Annotated in this window: 16 protein-coding genes, 1 tRNA gene and 1 other RNA gene; 13 read left to right on the plus strand and 5 right to left on the minus strand. The window is 70.3% G+C overall.

The window, feature by feature from the left end:
* Positions 1 to 18 precede the first annotated feature (18 nt).
* The 9 genes from ACF3M1_RS06750 (at position 19) to ffs (ending at position 5,898) form a co-directional block, all read left to right on the plus strand.
* Entirely contained in the window at positions 19 to 777 is a 759-nt protein-coding gene (locus tag ACF3M1_RS06750) for a 3-deoxy-D-manno-octulosonic acid kinase (protein WP_394004809.1), read from the plus strand.
* Positions 777 to 1,547, plus strand: a complete 771-nt coding sequence (locus ACF3M1_RS06755) for an MBL fold metallo-hydrolase (RefSeq protein ID WP_394004810.1) — start codon at positions 777 to 779, stop codon at positions 1,545 to 1,547. The genes ACF3M1_RS06750 and ACF3M1_RS06755 overlap by 1 nt, the downstream gene beginning before the upstream one ends.
* Positions 1,544 to 2,566, plus strand: a complete 1,023-nt coding sequence (moaA, locus tag ACF3M1_RS06760; RefSeq protein ID WP_394004811.1) for a GTP 3',8-cyclase MoaA — start codon at positions 1,544 to 1,546, stop codon at positions 2,564 to 2,566. Before ACF3M1_RS06755 ends, moaA begins: the two co-directional genes overlap by 4 nt.
* Positions 2,567 to 2,903: 337 nt before the next feature.
* Entirely contained in the window at positions 2,904 to 3,455 is a 552-nt protein-coding gene (gene moaC / locus ACF3M1_RS06765) for a cyclic pyranopterin monophosphate synthase MoaC (protein WP_394005206.1), read from the plus strand.
* Positions 3,452 to 3,694 carry a MoaD/ThiS family protein gene (locus tag ACF3M1_RS06770; RefSeq protein WP_394004812.1) on the plus strand — a complete coding sequence of 81 codons (243 nt, stop codon included), beginning with the start codon at positions 3,452 to 3,454 and terminating at the stop codon, positions 3,692 to 3,694. The genes moaC and ACF3M1_RS06770 overlap by 4 nt, the downstream gene beginning before the upstream one ends.
* Positions 3,695 to 3,707: 13 nt before the next feature.
* Complete coding sequence (locus tag ACF3M1_RS06775) at positions 3,708 to 4,142, plus strand: molybdenum cofactor biosynthesis protein MoaE (protein WP_394005207.1); 435 nt, start codon at positions 3,708 to 3,710, stop codon at positions 4,140 to 4,142.
* Positions 4,139 to 5,146 carry a gluconolaconase gene (locus tag ACF3M1_RS06780; protein ID WP_394004813.1) on the plus strand — a complete coding sequence of 336 codons (1,008 nt, stop codon included), beginning with the start codon at positions 4,139 to 4,141 and terminating at the stop codon, positions 5,144 to 5,146. The genes ACF3M1_RS06775 and ACF3M1_RS06780 overlap by 4 nt, the downstream gene beginning before the upstream one ends.
* A complete protein-coding gene (locus ACF3M1_RS06785; RefSeq protein ID WP_394004814.1) occupies positions 5,143 to 5,697 on the plus strand; it encodes a hypothetical protein in 555 nt (184 codons plus the stop codon). Before ACF3M1_RS06780 ends, ACF3M1_RS06785 begins: the two co-directional genes overlap by 4 nt.
* Positions 5,698 to 5,801: 104 nt before the next feature.
* An RNA gene (gene ffs, locus ACF3M1_RS06790) (signal recognition particle sRNA small type) lies at positions 5,802 to 5,898 on the plus strand.
* A gap of 33 nt (positions 5,899 to 5,931) precedes the next feature.
* On the opposite strand, the gene ACF3M1_RS06795 is transcribed toward ffs, so the two are convergent.
* On the minus strand, positions 5,932 to 7,101 hold the full coding sequence (locus ACF3M1_RS06795; protein WP_394004815.1) for a zinc-dependent alcohol dehydrogenase: 1,170 nt from the start codon (positions 7,099 to 7,101) through the stop codon (positions 5,932 to 5,934).
* 373 nt (positions 7,102 to 7,474) lie between these two features.
* Positions 7,475 to 7,567: transfer RNA gene (locus ACF3M1_RS06800), tRNA-Ser, on the minus strand.
* A gap of 122 nt (positions 7,568 to 7,689) precedes the next feature.
* Here ACF3M1_RS06800 and dnaX point away from each other — a divergent pair.
* From dnaX to ACF3M1_RS06820, 4 genes are all read left to right on the plus strand, one after another.
* Positions 7,690 to 9,507 carry a DNA polymerase III subunit gamma/tau gene (gene dnaX, locus ACF3M1_RS06805; protein WP_394004816.1) on the plus strand — a complete coding sequence of 606 codons (1,818 nt, stop codon included), beginning with the start codon at positions 7,690 to 7,692 and terminating at the stop codon, positions 9,505 to 9,507.
* A complete protein-coding gene (locus ACF3M1_RS06810) occupies positions 9,507 to 9,827 on the plus strand; it encodes a YbaB/EbfC family nucleoid-associated protein (RefSeq protein WP_394004817.1) in 321 nt (106 codons plus the stop codon). Before dnaX ends, ACF3M1_RS06810 begins: the two co-directional genes overlap by 1 nt.
* A gap of 103 nt (positions 9,828 to 9,930) precedes the next feature.
* Entirely contained in the window at positions 9,931 to 10,524 is a 594-nt protein-coding gene (gene recR, locus ACF3M1_RS06815; RefSeq protein ID WP_394004818.1) for a recombination mediator RecR, read from the plus strand.
* 101 nt (positions 10,525 to 10,625) lie between these two features.
* Complete coding sequence (locus ACF3M1_RS06820) at positions 10,626 to 10,979, plus strand: histidine triad nucleotide-binding protein (protein WP_394005208.1); 354 nt, start codon at positions 10,626 to 10,628, stop codon at positions 10,977 to 10,979.
* Positions 10,980 to 11,089: 110 nt separating this feature from the next.
* Here ACF3M1_RS06820 and ACF3M1_RS06825 read toward each other — a convergent pair whose 3' ends face one another.
* From ACF3M1_RS06825 to ACF3M1_RS06835, 3 genes are read right to left on the minus strand one after another with little or no spacing between them, the layout of a single operon-like run.
* On the minus strand, positions 11,090 to 11,581 hold the full coding sequence (locus tag ACF3M1_RS06825; protein WP_394004819.1) for a Slp family lipoprotein: 492 nt from the start codon (positions 11,579 to 11,581) through the stop codon (positions 11,090 to 11,092).
* Positions 11,578 to 13,527: a transglutaminaseTgpA domain-containing protein gene (locus tag ACF3M1_RS06830; protein WP_394004820.1), complete on the minus strand. Its 1,950-nt coding sequence runs from the start codon at positions 13,525 to 13,527 to the stop codon at positions 11,578 to 11,580. Before ACF3M1_RS06830 ends, ACF3M1_RS06825 begins: the two co-directional genes overlap by 4 nt.
* Positions 13,524 to 14,477: a DUF58 domain-containing protein gene (locus tag ACF3M1_RS06835; RefSeq protein ID WP_394004821.1), complete on the minus strand. Its 954-nt coding sequence runs from the start codon at positions 14,475 to 14,477 to the stop codon at positions 13,524 to 13,526. Before ACF3M1_RS06835 ends, ACF3M1_RS06830 begins: the two co-directional genes overlap by 4 nt.
* Positions 14,478 to 14,489: the final 12 nt, after the last annotated feature.

Consider the following 14,489-nt stretch of genomic DNA (forward strand, 5'->3'; position numbering starts at 1 on the left):
GCTTGGTAGACTCGCTGGATGAACAGATTCGACCCCAGCGAGAGCCTGACGCCGATTCCGGCCGCCGGTCGCGCGGGTGACTACGGTGCCATTCTGTTCGACGGCACGCAGCTGCGGCAAGCCGATCCGCGCTGGTTCGACCCGGCGTTGTGGGGCAATCGCGCGCAGCAGGTGGAAGGCAGCGGGCGGGGCGGTGCGTGGTTCATCGATGCCTCGCACGGCCCCTGCGTGCTGCGCCAGTACCTGCGCGGCGGACTGGTCGGGCGGGTGAACCGCGACCTGCACCTGTGGCGGGGCACCCAGCACGTGCGCAGCTTCGTCGAATACCGGCTGCTGCGCGAGCTGCTGCGCCGCGATCTGCCGGTGCCCGAACCGATCGCCGCGAGTTACCTGCGCCGGGGCCTCAGCTATCGCGCCTGGATCCTGGTCGAGCGCCTGCCGGACGTGCGTTCGCTGGCGGACCTGGCCGCCGAGTCGCCGGCCGATGCGCCATGGGAGCAGACCGGCCGCCTGATCGCGCGCTTCCATCGCGCCGGCCTCGACCACGCCGACCTCAATGCCCACAACATCCTGTTCGATTCGCTCGGCAAGGGCTGGCTGATCGATCTCGACCGTGGCGCCCTCCGGATTCCCGAAACGCGCTGGCGCAGCCGCAATCTGGCCCGGCTGGAGCGCTCGCTGCTGAAGCTGCGCGGCACGCGCTCGGAGGCGGACGTGGCCGCGGATTTCGCCCGCCTGCGCCGGTCCTACGACACGCTGTGGAGCCGGGGCACCTGATGCCGGTCGCCAACGATTGGGCGCTGCGGTTCCAGGGCGTCGGCAACGCATCGGCGGTCGCGCTCGGCTCGCCGATGGCGACGATCGAGCAGGGCGGCGCGCCGTGGCTGACGATCGACTGCGGCGCCGAAGGCCTGACCGCCTATCTCGATCATTACGGCGAGGCGCCGCGCGCGCTGTTCGTCACCCACGTGCATCTGGACCACGTCGCCGGCTTCGAGCGGCTGTTCGTCGACCGCTACTTCGACCCCGCGCGGCGTGGCCGCCTGCCGGTCTACGTGCCGGCGCCGGTGGTGCCGCTGCTGCATACACGTGTCGGCGACTACCCGAACGTGCTGGCCGAGGGCGGCGCGAATTTCTGGGACGCGTTCCAGCTGATTCCGGTCGGCGACGCGTTCTGGCACGACGGCCAGCGGCTCGAGGTCTTCCCGGTCCGGCACCATTGGCCCGACACGGCGTACGGCCTGCGTCTGCCGGGCAGCCTGACCTTCAGTGGCGACACGCGGCCGATCCCCGAGATGCTGGCCCGCTTTGCAGCGCAGGACGAACTCGTCGCCCACGATTGCGGCCTGCACGGCAATCCTTCGCACAGCGGCATCGACGATCTGGAACGCGAGTATCCGCGCGAGCTGCTCGCGCGCTGCGTGCTCTACCACTACGCTTCCGAGGCCGACGGCGCTGCGCTGGAGGCGCGTGGTCATCGCATCGCACGGCCCGGCGCGTGCTTCGCATTGCGTGCACCGATCCCTGCGCAGACTCACCACGCATGAGCGCGCTGCCCCACCTGTCGCAGGCACCGCTCGATCGTCTGGGACGTCCGCTGCACGACCTGCGCCTGTCGGTGATCGAGGCCTGCAATTTCCGCTGCGGCTACTGCATGCCGGCCGATCGCGTGCCCGACGATTACGGCTTCGACCAGGCCGGGCGGTTGTCGTTCGACGAGATCGAGACACTGGTGCGCGGGTTCGCGCGTCTGGGCATGCACAAGCTGCGTCTGACCGGCGGTGAACCGCTGCTGCGCAAGGGCCTGCCCGCGCTGGTCGAACGCCTGGCGAAGGTGCCGGGCATCGACGACCTGGCGATGACCACCAATGCGTCACTGCTGGCGCGTCATGCGCAGGCGCTGCGCGATGCCGGATTGCAGCGTTTGACGATCAGCCTCGATGCGCTCGATCCCGCGCTGTTCCGCATGCTGTCGGGTGGACGCGGCGAGATCGACGACGTGCTCGCCGGCATCGCCGCGGCCGAGCGGGCGGGGTTTTCCGCAATCAAGTTCAACTGCGTGGTCCAGCGCGGGGTCAACGACCACGAAGTCGAGCGCATGGCCTCGCATTTCCGCGGCAGTGGGCACGTGCTGCGATTCATCGAGTACATGGACGTCGGCACCTGCAACGGCTGGGATCGCGCGCGCGTCGTGCCGTCGCGCGAGCTGCACGCACGCATCGATGCCCGCTGGCCGTTGCGCGCGCTGGATGCGAATTACCGCGGCGAAGTGGCCGAGCGGCACGCCTTCATCGATGGCGCCGGCGAGATCGGCTTCATCAGTTCGGTCACCGCCCCGTTCTGCGGCGACTGCCAGCGGGCCCGCGTCTCCGCCGACGGCAGCCTCTACACCTGCCTGTTTTCCGGCAGCGGCCAGCCGATGCGCAGTTGGCTCGGCGATGGCGAGGCCGCGTTCTCGGCGCGGCTGGCCGACCTGTGGTCGCGCCGCGCCGATCGCTACAGCGAACTGCGCGGCAGCGTGCGCGCGCCGCGCAAGCACGTGGAGATGTTCCTGGTCGGGGGATGAGGTCGGTCAACACGCCCAGAGCATCGGCGCATCGCGTCGGCGCGGCCATCGCCAGTCGCATGCATGACCTCGCCGCGCGTGGTTCTTGACGGTCCGTCGCCGGGACGTTCAGCAGTGGCCGGGACAACGGAGCGACCGGGCCGGGCGCTCTCGTTGCGAGTCCACGCCATCGCCTGGAACGTGCGCATTCATCGCCGCGAGCCGGGTTGCCAATGTGCGCCGTTCGTCGCGCGGTTCGGACTGTACGGGCGCCGGCGACCGGCGCGTGGCCTTGGATCAAGGGACGCATGACACCGGGGCCGGTACCATCTCCGGCTCACCTTCACGACGCAGCCGCATGGCCCGCACGAACTCCAAGGCGCCCGCAGCGCTGACCCACATCGACGCCGCCGGCCGGCCGACCATGGTCGACGTGTCCGCGAAGGCCACGACCGCGCGCGTCGCCAGCGCCGAATGCCGCGTGCGCTTTCCAGCGGATGTCGCCGCGCAGCTGCACGCCAATGGCCTGAAGAGCGCGAAGGGCGGCATCGTCGACACCGCGATCATCGCCGGCACGATGGCAGTGAAGCGGACGCACGAACTGATTCCGTTCTGCCATCCGCTGCCGATCGACGGCATCACGATCGCGATCGACTGGCAGGGCGAGCGCGAGCTGCGCATCGACTGCACGGTCAAGACCACGCACCGCACCGGGGTCGAGATGGAAGCGCTCACCGGCGCGACCGTAGCCGCGCTGACGGTCTACGACATGTGCAAGGCGCTGTCGCACGCGATCGTGCTGGGGCCGGCGAAACTGGTCGGCAAGCGCGGCGGCAAGCGCGATGTCGGCCCTGTCGCGACGCCCGGGCGCGGAACGCGCAAACCCACGAAACAGGAATCGACGCGATGACCGAAGTCCGCCTGCTGTATTTCGCCAGCCTGCGCGATCGCGCAGGCACGGACGGCGAGACCCGCGACACCGCGGCCACCGACCTGCGCGCGCTGTATGCCGAACTGCAGGCGCTGCACGGGTTCGCGCTGCCGGTCGAGCGCCTGCGCGTGGCGGTCGACGGCGCATTCGCGCGCTGGGACGATGCGCTGCGGGGCGGCAGCGAGATCGCCTTCATTCCACCCGTCAGCGGAGGCTGAGATGGACGACCGCATGTTCTGGCTGGCCGATGCGCCGCTCGACCTCGTCCCGCTGCGCCGGCGTCTCGAGGACGACCGCGCGGGCGCGTTCGCGAGCTTCGAGGGCTGGGTGCGCGATCACAACGAGGGGCGCCCGGTGCTTGGCCTGCGCTACGAATCCTATGTCGCGCTGGCCGAACGCGAGGGCGAGCAGGTGCTGGCCGAGGCGCGCGCGCGGTTCGACCTGTGCGCCGCCGTCTGCGTGCATCGCATCGGCGATCTGTCGATCGGCGAGATGGCGGTGTGGGTCGGCGTGAGTGCGGCGCACCGCGGCGCCGCCTTCGATGCCTGCCGCTACATCATCGACACGATCAAGGACCGCGTGCCGATCTGGAAACACGAGCGCTATGCCGATGGCGACGCCGGCTGGCTGCATCCCGAGCGCGCGCCCGGTGGGGGTGCGGCATGACCCGGCTGGCGCTGTGCGCGCTGCTCGTCGCGCTCGCGTTCGGCGCGCAGGCGCAGCCACGCTTGCTGGTGGGCAACAAGTCGGCCGACACCGTCTGGGCCCTCGATACCGCCACGGGGCAGCGTGTCGCCGAGTACGCCACGGGGCCTGCGCCGCACGAGATCGCAGTGTCCGCCGATGGGCGTACCGCGATCGTGACCACCTACGGCCACCGCGAGGCCCACCACGCGCTGACCGTCATCGATCTCGTCGATGGCGCCACGCGCACGATCGATCTCGGTTCGCACGGCCGTCCACATGGCCTGCAGTTGCTCGCCGATGGCGATGCGCTGGTGACGACGGAGGCCAGCGGCAGTCTGCTGCGCGTGAATGTGCAACGCGGCGAGGTGACCGGCGTCGCCGACGTGGGGGAGGGCGTGGGCCACATGGTCGCGATCGCGCCGGACGGCGCGGCGGCCTATGTCAGCAAGATCCGCGCGGGCACGGTGGTGCGCGTGGACGTGGCGACGATGCAGGTCACCGCCGAACGGCCCGCCGGTGCGGGCGCCGAGGGCATCGCGGTCGCGCCCGATGGCCGTGTCTGGGTGACCAACCGCGCCGACGACAGCGTGACCGTCCACGATCCCGACTCGCTGGACATCATTGCAACGCTGCCGAGCGCGGGCTTCCCGATCCGTGTGGTCTTCGCGCCCGGCGGTCAGCAGGCGCTGGTGACCAATGCGACCGCGGCCACGCTGTCGGTGTTCGACGTGGCCACGCGCGCGACGGTGGCGACCGTGCCGTTGACGCCGCCCGAGGCCGAACTGCAGGACACGCTGCTGGGCCGCGGTGCATTGCCGATCGGCGCGGTCGTCGACCCCGGAGCCGAGCGTGCCTACGTCGCGATCAGTGGTGCGGACCGCATCGCCGTGCTCGATACGCGCGACTGGCGCGTGATCGGGCACTGGGCCACGGGGCGCGAGCCCGATGCGCTCGCGATGGTGCCGGAGGCCGTGGCGGAATGATCCGCTGCGTCGTGGCCGGAAGCCTGGTGATCCTGGCAGGCTGTGCATCGTTGCCCGGTGTGGTCGAGGCGCCCGATCCGCCCGCGCACGGCGCGGTGGGCGCGACGCTGCTCGCGCCGGCCACCGATACGCGGCGCATGACGCTGGCGCCGAACCGGCGCTTCCTGCATCCCAATCTCGATACCGACGCGGCGCTGCCGATCTATCCCGATGCGGAACTCGCGCGGCGCCTGCCGCCGCTGGTGGTGTGCCTGGACACGGTGATCGATGCGGCGGGCACGGTGACGGCGGTCGCACCGCGGCACGATGGCGACTGCGCGCCGTCATCTTCAGTCGATGCGGCTGCGTTCTTCGACGCCGCCCGCACGGCGGTGCTCGGCTGGCGCTATGCGCCCGCGATGATCTGCGAGGCGCCGGCCGGATATGCCGGCGACGATGCCTGCATGGCCGAAGGCGCGGTCGAGACGCCCACGGCCATGCGCCTGTCCTACGCGTTCCGGTTCAGCCAGACCGGCGGTCGGCCCGAGGTCGAGCGCGTCGGTGCGCCGTGAGCGCGGCGCACCGATAGGCGCGCCGTCGCGGTCCTGCTAGACTCCGCGTCCCGCTTCGATGCGGGTCGGGTGCAAGGCCCGGATCGTACGTTTCCATGGTGGCCCCGTCGGCCCCTCGCGACGCTAGATTGAAAATCCCGCCAGGGCCGGAAGGCAGCAACGGTATCGATCGACGCGGGTGCCGAGGTCAGTCGGCGGGGCCATCGCCATGTCGGGCGATGGCCCTCACGCTGATCAGGGCGTCAGCACGACCTTGCGGCAGGCATCCGCCTCGTCTTTCTCGTCGAAGATCGCGTAGCCCTTGGCTGCGTCGGCGAGATTCATGCGGTGGGAAATGATCACCTCGGGGCGAAGATCGCCTTCGCCGATGCGCGTCAGCAGCTCCGGCATGTACCGCTGCACGTCGGTCTGTCCCATCTTGAACGTCAGCGCTTTGTCGAAGGCGTCGCCGAGCATGAAGGCGTGGATGAAACCCGAGTACACGCCCGGGATGCTCACGGTGCCCGCACGCCGCGTCGCCGCGATGCACTGGCGGATCGCCGCGCCGCTGCTGGTCTCGAGCTTCAGGCCGGTCATCAGCGTATCGGCCTTGCTGCCCTTGGCCTCGAAGCCGACGGCATCGATCGAGGCGTCCACGCCGCGGCCCTTGGTCTGCGACACGATGAACTCGGCCGGATCGTCGATCTCCTCGAAATTGATCGGGATCACGCCGTAGGTCGCCTGGGCGAAATCGAGCCGGTACTGGTAGCGATCGATCATGAAGATCCGCTCGGCGCCGATCATGCGGCAGCACGCGGCCGCCATCAGGCCGACAGGGCCTGCGCCGAAGATCGCGACCGTCGAGCCTTCGGTCACCTTCGCGTCGAGCACCGCCTGGTAGCCGGTGGGCAGGATGTCGGAGAGAAACAGCACCTGGTCGTCCGCAAGTCCGTCCGGCACTACCAGCGGGCCGACGTTGGCCTTGGGCACGCGCACGAATTCCGCCTGTCCACCGGCGATGCCGCCGTAGAGATGGCTGTAGCCGAACAGGGCCGCCGGCGGACGCAGGCCCTTGCGGTTGAGCGAGGCGCCCTGGCCGGTGTTGGTGGTCTCGCAGGCCGAGAATTCCGACAGCTGGCAATGGAAGCAGTCGCCGCAGGCGATGACGAAGGGGATCACCACCCGGTTGCCGACGCGCACGTTGGTCACGTCGGGGCCGATCTCCTCGACCACGCCCATGAATTCATGCCCGAGGATGTCGCCATCGTGCAGTTCGGGAATCTTGCCGCGATACAGATGCAGGTCCGAGCCGCAGATCGCGGTCGCGGTGACCCGCAACAGGATGTCGTCGGCATCGTGCAGCACGGGATCGGGCACGGTTTCGACCCGCACGTCGCGGGTGCCATGGTAGGTCAACGCCTTCATCTGAAATCCTTCGCTCGGGGGAGCCGTGATCCCAACAGCGCGGCCGGCTGCGTCACGTGAGCATCCGCGTTGCGCGTGCGGTGATTGCGTCAGAGTTGCCGGCCATGCGGCGTTGCGCAGCGGCATCGCAGGCGCAGGAACGAAGCCCTGTGACCCTGGCGCTCGCTGCAGGCGGGCCGGGTTGCGCTGAGAACGGCGGAGAGTGCGGTGAGGATCATCGCGTTTCGCACGCGAACCTCGGCACGCAGCAGGACGCGAAGGCGCGAGAGATCAGCGGCTGGGTGTTCATGCCCGGTCGGCGGCACACACGGTCAAGCGGGATGCGCGTTCCGGAAAAACGCAGAACGCCCCTTGCGGGGCGTTCTGCTTGATCTGGCGGAGAGAGGGGGATTCGAACCCCCGAAGCGCGGTTTAGACGCTTACACACTTTCCAGGCGTGCTCCTTCAACCACTCGGACACCTCTCCGGATACTGCCCGTATGCGGTCGAAACCGGCACACGGCCGCCACGGCACGCCGCGGGCCGGCCATTCTAGCCGGGGCCGCGGCGGGTCACAAGGAACGTCGACGGGCGTGGCAGAATAGAGTGATGTCCTATCTCGTCCTCGCCCGCAAGTGGCGTCCGAAGCGGTTTGCCGAACTGGTCGGGCAGGAGCACGTGGTCCGTGCGCTGACCAATGCGCTTGAGACCGGCCGCGTCCACCATGCGTTCCTGTTCACCGGCACGCGCGGCGTGGGCAAGACCACGATCGCGCGCATCTTCGCCAAGAGCCTGAACTGCGAGACCGGCACCTCGTCCGATCCCTGCGGCGCGTGCGAGACCTGCCTGGCGATCGACGCCGGCCGCTACATCGACCTGCTCGAGATCGACGCCGCCAGCAACACCGGCGTGGACGACGTGCGCGAACTGATCGACAACGCGCAGTACATGCCCTCGCGCGGCCGGGTGAAGGTCTACCTGATCGACGAAGTGCACATGCTGTCGAAGTCGGCGTTCAACGCGCTGCTCAAGACGCTGGAAGAGCCGCCAGGGCACGTGAAGTTCCTGCTGGCGACGACCGATCCGCAGAAGCTGCCGGTGACCGTGCTGTCGCGCTGCCTGCAGTTCAACCTCAAGCGGCTGGACGAGGCCCAGATCCAGGGCCAGATGACCCGGATCCTCGAAGCCGAAGGCATCGCCGCCGATGCCGGCGCGATCCGGCAGTTGTCGAAGGCGGCCGACGGCAGCCTGCGCGACGGGCTGTCGCTGCTCGACCAGGCCATCGCCTACACCGGCGCGGGCGGCGAGGGTGGGTCGCTGGTCGACGATGCGGTCGCGACGATGCTCGGCAGTGTCGACCGCACGCGCGTGGGCAATCTGCTGTCGGCGCTGGGCGCCGGCGACGGGCCGCAGCTGATGGCCGAAGTCGCGACGTTGTCGGAGTTCTCGCCGGACTGGTCGAGCGTGCTCGACGCGCTGGCCGAAGCGCTGCATCGCATCCAGGTCCGCCAGCTGGTGCCCGAGGTCGCGATAGAGGCCGACGGTCTGGATGTCGATGCGCTCGCGGCGGCCGCGCGGCCCGAGGTCGTGCAGCTGTGGTACCAGATGGCGCTCAATGGCCGCCGGGATCTCGCGCTCGCGCCGAGCCCGCGCGCCGGTTTTGAAATGACGGTGTTGCGGATGCTGGCGTTCCGGCCGGCGGCCGCTGGCGCGGCATCATCTGCCGAAGGCACCGCGCAGACGCGTTCCGGCGGACCGGCCGCCGCACGCGCAGCGCTCGGCGCAGCGCCGGTGCAGACGACGGCGCCCGAGCGTGTCGCGGTGGACGGGCCGGCGCCCACGCCTGGCCCTGTTCCGGCGCGGATGCCGACACAGCGTGATCGTGAGGAACAACCGCCCGCGCCGGCTGTGACGCCGTCCGAGGTGGCGCCCATGCGCGGCATCGAAATGCCGCGCCGCGCGCCTGCCGCCGTCAGCGATGCGCCCGTCGCGTCGCCTGCACCGGCGTCTCGGAGCGTCGGGTTGCTGGATGCCGACCAGTGGCTCGATCTCGTCGCCGAGCTGCCCTTGCGCGGGCCGGTGCGCGAACTGGCCGCCAGCGCCGCATTCGTCGGTTTCGACGGCGAGGTGCTGCGGCTGGCGCTGCCCGAATCGGACGAGCACCTCAAGGCGCCGATCATGGTCCACCAGTTGGCCGACGCACTGGCCGCCACGTTGGGCCGCGCGCCGCAGATCCGTTTCGAGGCCGCGCCTGCCAGCGCCGCGCCGACGCTGCACGAACGCAACGCGCGCGAGCGCGAGACGCGGCAGTCGTCGGCCGAACAGAATTTCCTTTCGGATCCGGACGTGCAGCGGCTGATGTCGCAGCAGGGCGCGAAGCTCGTGCCGGATTCCATCCGCCCCTACGACGAACAAGGACTCAACTGATGCGTGGAAACATCGCCCAGCTGATGCAGCAGGCGCAGAAGATGCAGGAGAACATGCAGCGCGTGCAGCAGGAAATCGCCGCACTCGAGGTCACCGGCAGCGCCGGCGGCGGCATGGTCAGCGTCACCCTGACCGGGGCCAAGGAGTGCCGCAAGGTGCGCATCGATCCGAGCGTGCTGTCGGACCCGGAAATGGCCGAGGATCTGGTCGCGGCCGCATTCAACGATGCCTCGAACAAGATCGACGAGGAGTCGAAGACGCGCATGGCCGGCGCGACGGCGGGCATGCCGCTGCCGCCGGGCATGAAGCTGCCGTTCTGAAGGGCCGGAATTGGTGATTTGTAATTCGTGATTCGAAGAAGCGGATCACGACACTGGCTGCTTTGTCGAATCACCAATCACCGATGACGAATCACGGCTCCCAATGTCCGCCCTGCTTGACCAGTTGATCGATGCGCTGCGCGTGCTGCCCGGTGTCGGGCACAAATCCGCGCAGCGCATGGCCTATCACGTGCTCGAACGCGGGCGCGAGGGCGGTGTGCGACTGGCGACGGCGTTGGCCGAGGCGGTCGAGAAGATCGGCCACTGCGAGCGTTGCCGCGACTTCAGCGAAACCCCTGTCTGCCCCACCTGCGCCAGCGCCGCGCGCGATGCGCAGACGCTGTGCGTCGTGGAATCACCGGCCGACCGTCTGGCGATCGAGCAGGCCACCGGCTATCGCGGTTTCTATTTCGTGCTGCAGGGCCGGCTGAGTCCGCTCGACGGCATCGGTCCGCGCGAGCTCGGGCTCGACAGGCTGTCGGCGCGACTGGCCGAAGGCGAGGTGCGCGAGCTGATCATCGCGACCAATCCGACCGTCGAAGGCGAAGCCACTGCGCATTACCTCGCGCAGATCGCCCGTCAGAACGGCGTGCGCCCGAGCCGTCCCGCGCACGGTCTGCCGCTCGGCGGCGAGCTGGAATACGTGGACCGCGGCACGCTGTCGCATGCATTCGGCAGCCGCAACGAAGTGGTCTGAACGCGGTGATTCGCGACGGGTGATGGGTGATGCGAAGAGCCAGGTCTTCGCGTTGCCTCTATGCTTTCCCGAATCCCGAATCCCGAATCCCGAATCCCGGCCTGCCCATGACCCTCTTCCACAAGATCATCCAGCGCGAGATCCCGGCCGACATCGTCTACGAGGACGAGCACCTGATCGCGTTCCGCGACATCGCGCCGCAGGCGCCGGTGCATGTGCTCTTCGTGCCGAAGCAGGACTACGCGACGCTCAACGACGTGCCGGCCGATGCGCCTGACGTCGTGGGACGTCTGGCGGCCGCGGCGGCGCGCTATGCCAAGGCGCAGGGCTTCGCCGACGACGGCTACCGCATCGTCATGAACTGCAACGGACATGGCGGCCAGACGGTGTTCCAGATCCATCTGCACCTGCTCGCCGGCGCGCCGCTCGGACGGTTCGGTACGCCGCAGGCGTAAGCCGGCATGGAGGAGCGCGCTCGCGCGCGATGGCGCTCGCCCGCAACCCGCCGTTGCGCGCCAGCGCAGCCTGCACGGGTCTGACGCGAATCGACGACCGCGTCGCGGGCTTACCAGTAGCCCCACCACGGCCATGGCGCCGGGCGGGTCACCACATCGACGCGCTCGCGAACGGGCCACAGATAGACCACCTCGGCGTCGAGACGCGGGAAGCGGTAGTCGTATTCGCCGATGCGACGCGTGTCATAGCCGGCAATCCGGCCGGTGAACGTGACCTCGCGGTTGCGCTCGAACACCGCCGGATCGTAGAAGCCGGTGCGGCAGGCGATGAAGCGGCCGTTGGTGTCGTCGGCGGCCCAGTACGGCCGGCCGTGTGCGGTGAGCCGGGTGGCGATCATCTCGAAGCACGTCGCGTCCGGGCGCGGTTCGACTTGGACGATGCGTCCGCCCCAGCGCACGGCGGTGCCGGTGTAGTCGCCCTGGACGGCAGCGTGTGGTGTGGGGTGTTCGACGTAGCCGCCCTGCAGCGGCTTGGGCTGCGATGCGCAGGCGCCCAGCAGCAGGGCGAGCGCGGCGACGGGCAGCAGGCGGATACGGTTCATCGGTCGGAGGCCTCGGCATCGGGGCGGTGGGCGCGCAGGTCGCGCGGCAGCACGGGATCGGACACGCTGCGAGCGTAGCGGGCGGCCACGAAACGACGGGTGAGGGCGACGAGCTCGGACGCACCGTTGCGGGCGGCGGCGACGCGCGCGGCCCAGGCCAGTGGCGCCTCGTGGGGCTCGCGGGCCAGGCCGAGACGCGCATAGCGCCGGCCCAGGGCATGCCAGGCGCGCAGCAGCGGATCGCGCTCGCGTTCGCTGCGCGCGACCAGCCACAACATCCAGCCCAGCGCCACTGCGGCGACCAGCGCGAACAGCAGCGCGAGCGTGGCCGTATCGACGTGTTCGAAGCCGATCCGCTGCAGCATCAGTTGCTGACTGCCGGCATCGAAGCCCAGCACCAGATCGTTCCAGCCGCGCCGCGCCCAGTCGCCGATGTCGAGCAGCGGCGCGAGCGCGCCTCCCGCTGCGCCGCCCGCGCCCAGGCGGTCCTCGATCGTGTCGTAGATGCGTTCGGGTGCGACCGCTGCAGTGGGATCGACCCGCACCCAGCCGCGATCGCCCAGCCAGACCTCGACCCAGGCGTGCGCGTCCATCCGCCGCACGATCCAGTAATCGCCATAGGCATTGCGATAGCCGCCGACATAGCCGGTGACCACGCGCGCGGGAATGCCGGCCTCGCGCATCAGGACCGCGAACGCGGAACTGAAGTGCTCGCAGAAGCCGGCCTTCTGCTCGAACAGGAATTCGTCGACCGCGTTGCGGCCCGGCAAGGGCGTGTCCAGCGTGTAGGCGAACTCGCTGCGGATCCAGGCGAGGCCGCGGTCCACGAGCGCGCCGTCGTCCGCCGTCTCCGACCGCCACTGCCGCGCCAGTTCGCGCGTGCGCGGGTTGAACCCGTCCGGCAGGCGCAGCGCCTGGGCGCGCAGTGTCTCGGGCAGGTCGGCTTCGAACCGCACCTGCGGCGACGAGCGCAATTGCCAGCGGGTCACGCGGTCGAGGCGTCGCGGGCTGGTCAGCGTCCAGGTGTGTGACGCGTCCATGCCGTCGGGCAGCGCGAGCGGCATTTCGAGCGCGACCAGCAGGTTGCGCTCAGTCGGCTCGAGGGTGATCTCGTAGTCCCAGACCGGCGCGCCGTGCTCGACCTCGGCCGGCGGCAGATGCCGCAGCCACGGCGAGGCGGTCCAGGTACGGCCGTCGTAGTCGGTGAGGGTGGGGCCGCGCCAGTACATGTCGCGCGTCGCCGGCTCGGCGCCGCGGAAGGTCGCGCGCAGCGCCGGCGAGTCATCGACGATCAGGTCCAGCCACTGGCCCGGTGACATTTCGTCCGACAGCCCGGGCCGCGCAACGGACAGCTCCGGCACGCCCCACAGCGGCGTCGCCAGACGCGGGAACAGCCAGAAGGCGGCGAGGGCGAGCGGCAGGCCGATGGCCACCAGGCGCACCACGATCCGCAGGCGCTGGCCGTCGCCGCCGGATGCGGAGGCGAGGCCGGATTCCTGCTCCGACAGGCGCAGCAGCGCCATCAGCACCAGCACGGTGGCCACGAGGCCGAGCAGCAGCGACAGCGGGCCCTGGTCGAGCAGGAAGGTCGCGAACGGCGCGAACAGGGCGAAACCCAGCAGGCTGCGCGCGTCGCGCAGCGTGCGCAGTTCGGACGGTTTGATTGCGAGCATCGCGGCCAGCAGTGCGCAGCCGGTGTCGCGGCCGATCGAGAAGCCGCTCTGCACCAGCACCAGGCCGAGCAACGCGACCGCCAGCAGGCCGCGCAGCCAGCCGGCCACCGCGCCGCGTGCGGCGAGCCAGGACACGGCCGCGCCGATCACCGCGATCGCGACGGCGCTCGCTCCCGGCAACTGCAGCAGAAGCGGCAGCAGGCAGGCCGCGGCTGCCAGCAGTACGCGACGTCGGCTGGCGGCATCCAGGGGGCGCGGCGAGGGCTTGCTCATCGTGCGTCCGGCATCAGCGCGAGCGCGCGCAGGCACGCATGCCGGTGGGCCGGGCCGGCGTCCGGGCCGAGCGGCGGATGGCCCGGCACCTGCAACCGGTAGCGCACGCCGTCGCGTTCGGCCTCGTCCACCCAGCGCGCCAGGCGGCGGATGCGGTCCTCGTAGGCGAGGCCGGCGGTCTGCGGCCAGTCGAGGACGACATCGGTGCCCTGCGGCCGCTCGAGCTCGCGCACGATCAGGGCATCGCGGCGCGCCGACGGCTTCCAGGCGATCGCGCGGCGCGAGTCGCCCTGGCGCCAGTCACGCAGATGGTGGAGATCGTCGCCGGCGGCGTGCAGGCGGGCCTGCGCGGTATCGCCGCCGCCGAGCGGAAGCGGTGGTCCGGATGCTTCGGGCGCCGGATAGACCAGCACCGGCGTCTCGGGCCAGATCCACGACCAGGCCCGGGCCAGTCCGAACGGACGGGACGTCGAGATGCGCAGCCGGGGTAGCGCACGCCAGCCGCGCTGCCGTGTCTCCAGCAGCAGCATGGCCTCGCCGGCGGCCATGTCCAGCGACAGCATCGACTCCGCGGCGTCGCCCTCGACGCGCAGGCCGCGGCGTTCGCGACCCGCCGGCGCACCCGCGTGGAGACGCACGGTCATCGCATGGCCCGCAGCCACCGGTTCGCCGTGGACCGCGTGCACCTCGAGCCCGCTCAGCTGCAGCTGGGTCCACAGCAGGCTGGCCAACGCGGCGCCGATCAGCAGCAGGCACAGCAGCAGGGCCGGGTTGTTGTTGTAGTTCAGTGCGCCCACCGCCATGGTCGCCAGCAGCGCCACGAGGAACCAGCCGAACGCCGTGGGCAGGATGTAGATGCGGCTCCGGTCGAGGCGCACCGGCAAGGACTCCGGTGCACGTGGGCGCGCCCAGGATTCGACGCGGCGGCGCAGGCCGGCGGACAGGGACATCGAGCCGCGCCC

The sequence above is a fragment of the Luteimonas sp. WGS1318 genome (assembly GCF_043187535.1).
Classification (GTDB): domain Bacteria; phylum Pseudomonadota; class Gammaproteobacteria; order Xanthomonadales; family Xanthomonadaceae; genus Luteimonas.

Excerpts from the sequence above, each read along its gene's own strand:
- ACF3M1_RS06750 (WP_394004809.1), top strand. The coding sequence starts at position 19 with ATGAACAGATTCGACCCCAGCGAGAGCCTGACGCCGATTCCGGCCGCC.
- ACF3M1_RS06755 (WP_394004810.1), top strand. The coding sequence starts at position 777 with ATGCCGGTCGCCAACGATTGGGCGCTGCGGTTCCAGGGCGTCGGCAAC.
- moaA (WP_394004811.1), top strand. The coding sequence starts at position 1,544 with ATGAGCGCGCTGCCCCACCTGTCGCAGGCACCGCTCGATCGTCTGGGA.
- moaC (WP_394005206.1), top strand. The coding sequence starts at position 2,904 with ATGGCCCGCACGAACTCCAAGGCGCCCGCAGCGCTGACCCACATCGAC.
- ACF3M1_RS06770 (WP_394004812.1), top strand. The coding sequence starts at position 3,452 with ATGACCGAAGTCCGCCTGCTGTATTTCGCCAGCCTGCGCGATCGCGCA.
- ACF3M1_RS06775 (WP_394005207.1), top strand. The coding sequence starts at position 3,708 with ATGTTCTGGCTGGCCGATGCGCCGCTCGACCTCGTCCCGCTGCGCCGG.
- ACF3M1_RS06780 (WP_394004813.1), top strand. The coding sequence starts at position 4,139 with ATGACCCGGCTGGCGCTGTGCGCGCTGCTCGTCGCGCTCGCGTTCGGC.
- ACF3M1_RS06785 (WP_394004814.1), top strand. The coding sequence starts at position 5,143 with ATGATCCGCTGCGTCGTGGCCGGAAGCCTGGTGATCCTGGCAGGCTGT.
- ACF3M1_RS06795 (WP_394004815.1), bottom strand. The coding sequence starts at position 7,101 with ATGAAGGCGTTGACCTACCATGGCACCCGCGACGTGCGGGTCGAAACC.
- dnaX (WP_394004816.1), top strand. The coding sequence starts at position 7,690 with ATGTCCTATCTCGTCCTCGCCCGCAAGTGGCGTCCGAAGCGGTTTGCC.
- ACF3M1_RS06810 (WP_394004817.1), top strand. The coding sequence starts at position 9,507 with ATGCGTGGAAACATCGCCCAGCTGATGCAGCAGGCGCAGAAGATGCAG.
- recR (WP_394004818.1), top strand. The coding sequence starts at position 9,931 with ATGTCCGCCCTGCTTGACCAGTTGATCGATGCGCTGCGCGTGCTGCCC.
- ACF3M1_RS06825 (WP_394004819.1), bottom strand. The coding sequence starts at position 11,581 with ATGAACCGTATCCGCCTGCTGCCCGTCGCCGCGCTCGCCCTGCTGCTG.
- ACF3M1_RS06830 (WP_394004820.1), bottom strand. The coding sequence starts at position 13,527 with ATGAGCAAGCCCTCGCCGCGCCCCCTGGATGCCGCCAGCCGACGTCGC.
- ACF3M1_RS06835 (WP_394004821.1), bottom strand. The coding sequence starts at position 14,477 with ATGTCCCTGTCCGCCGGCCTGCGCCGCCGCGTCGAATCCTGGGCGCGC.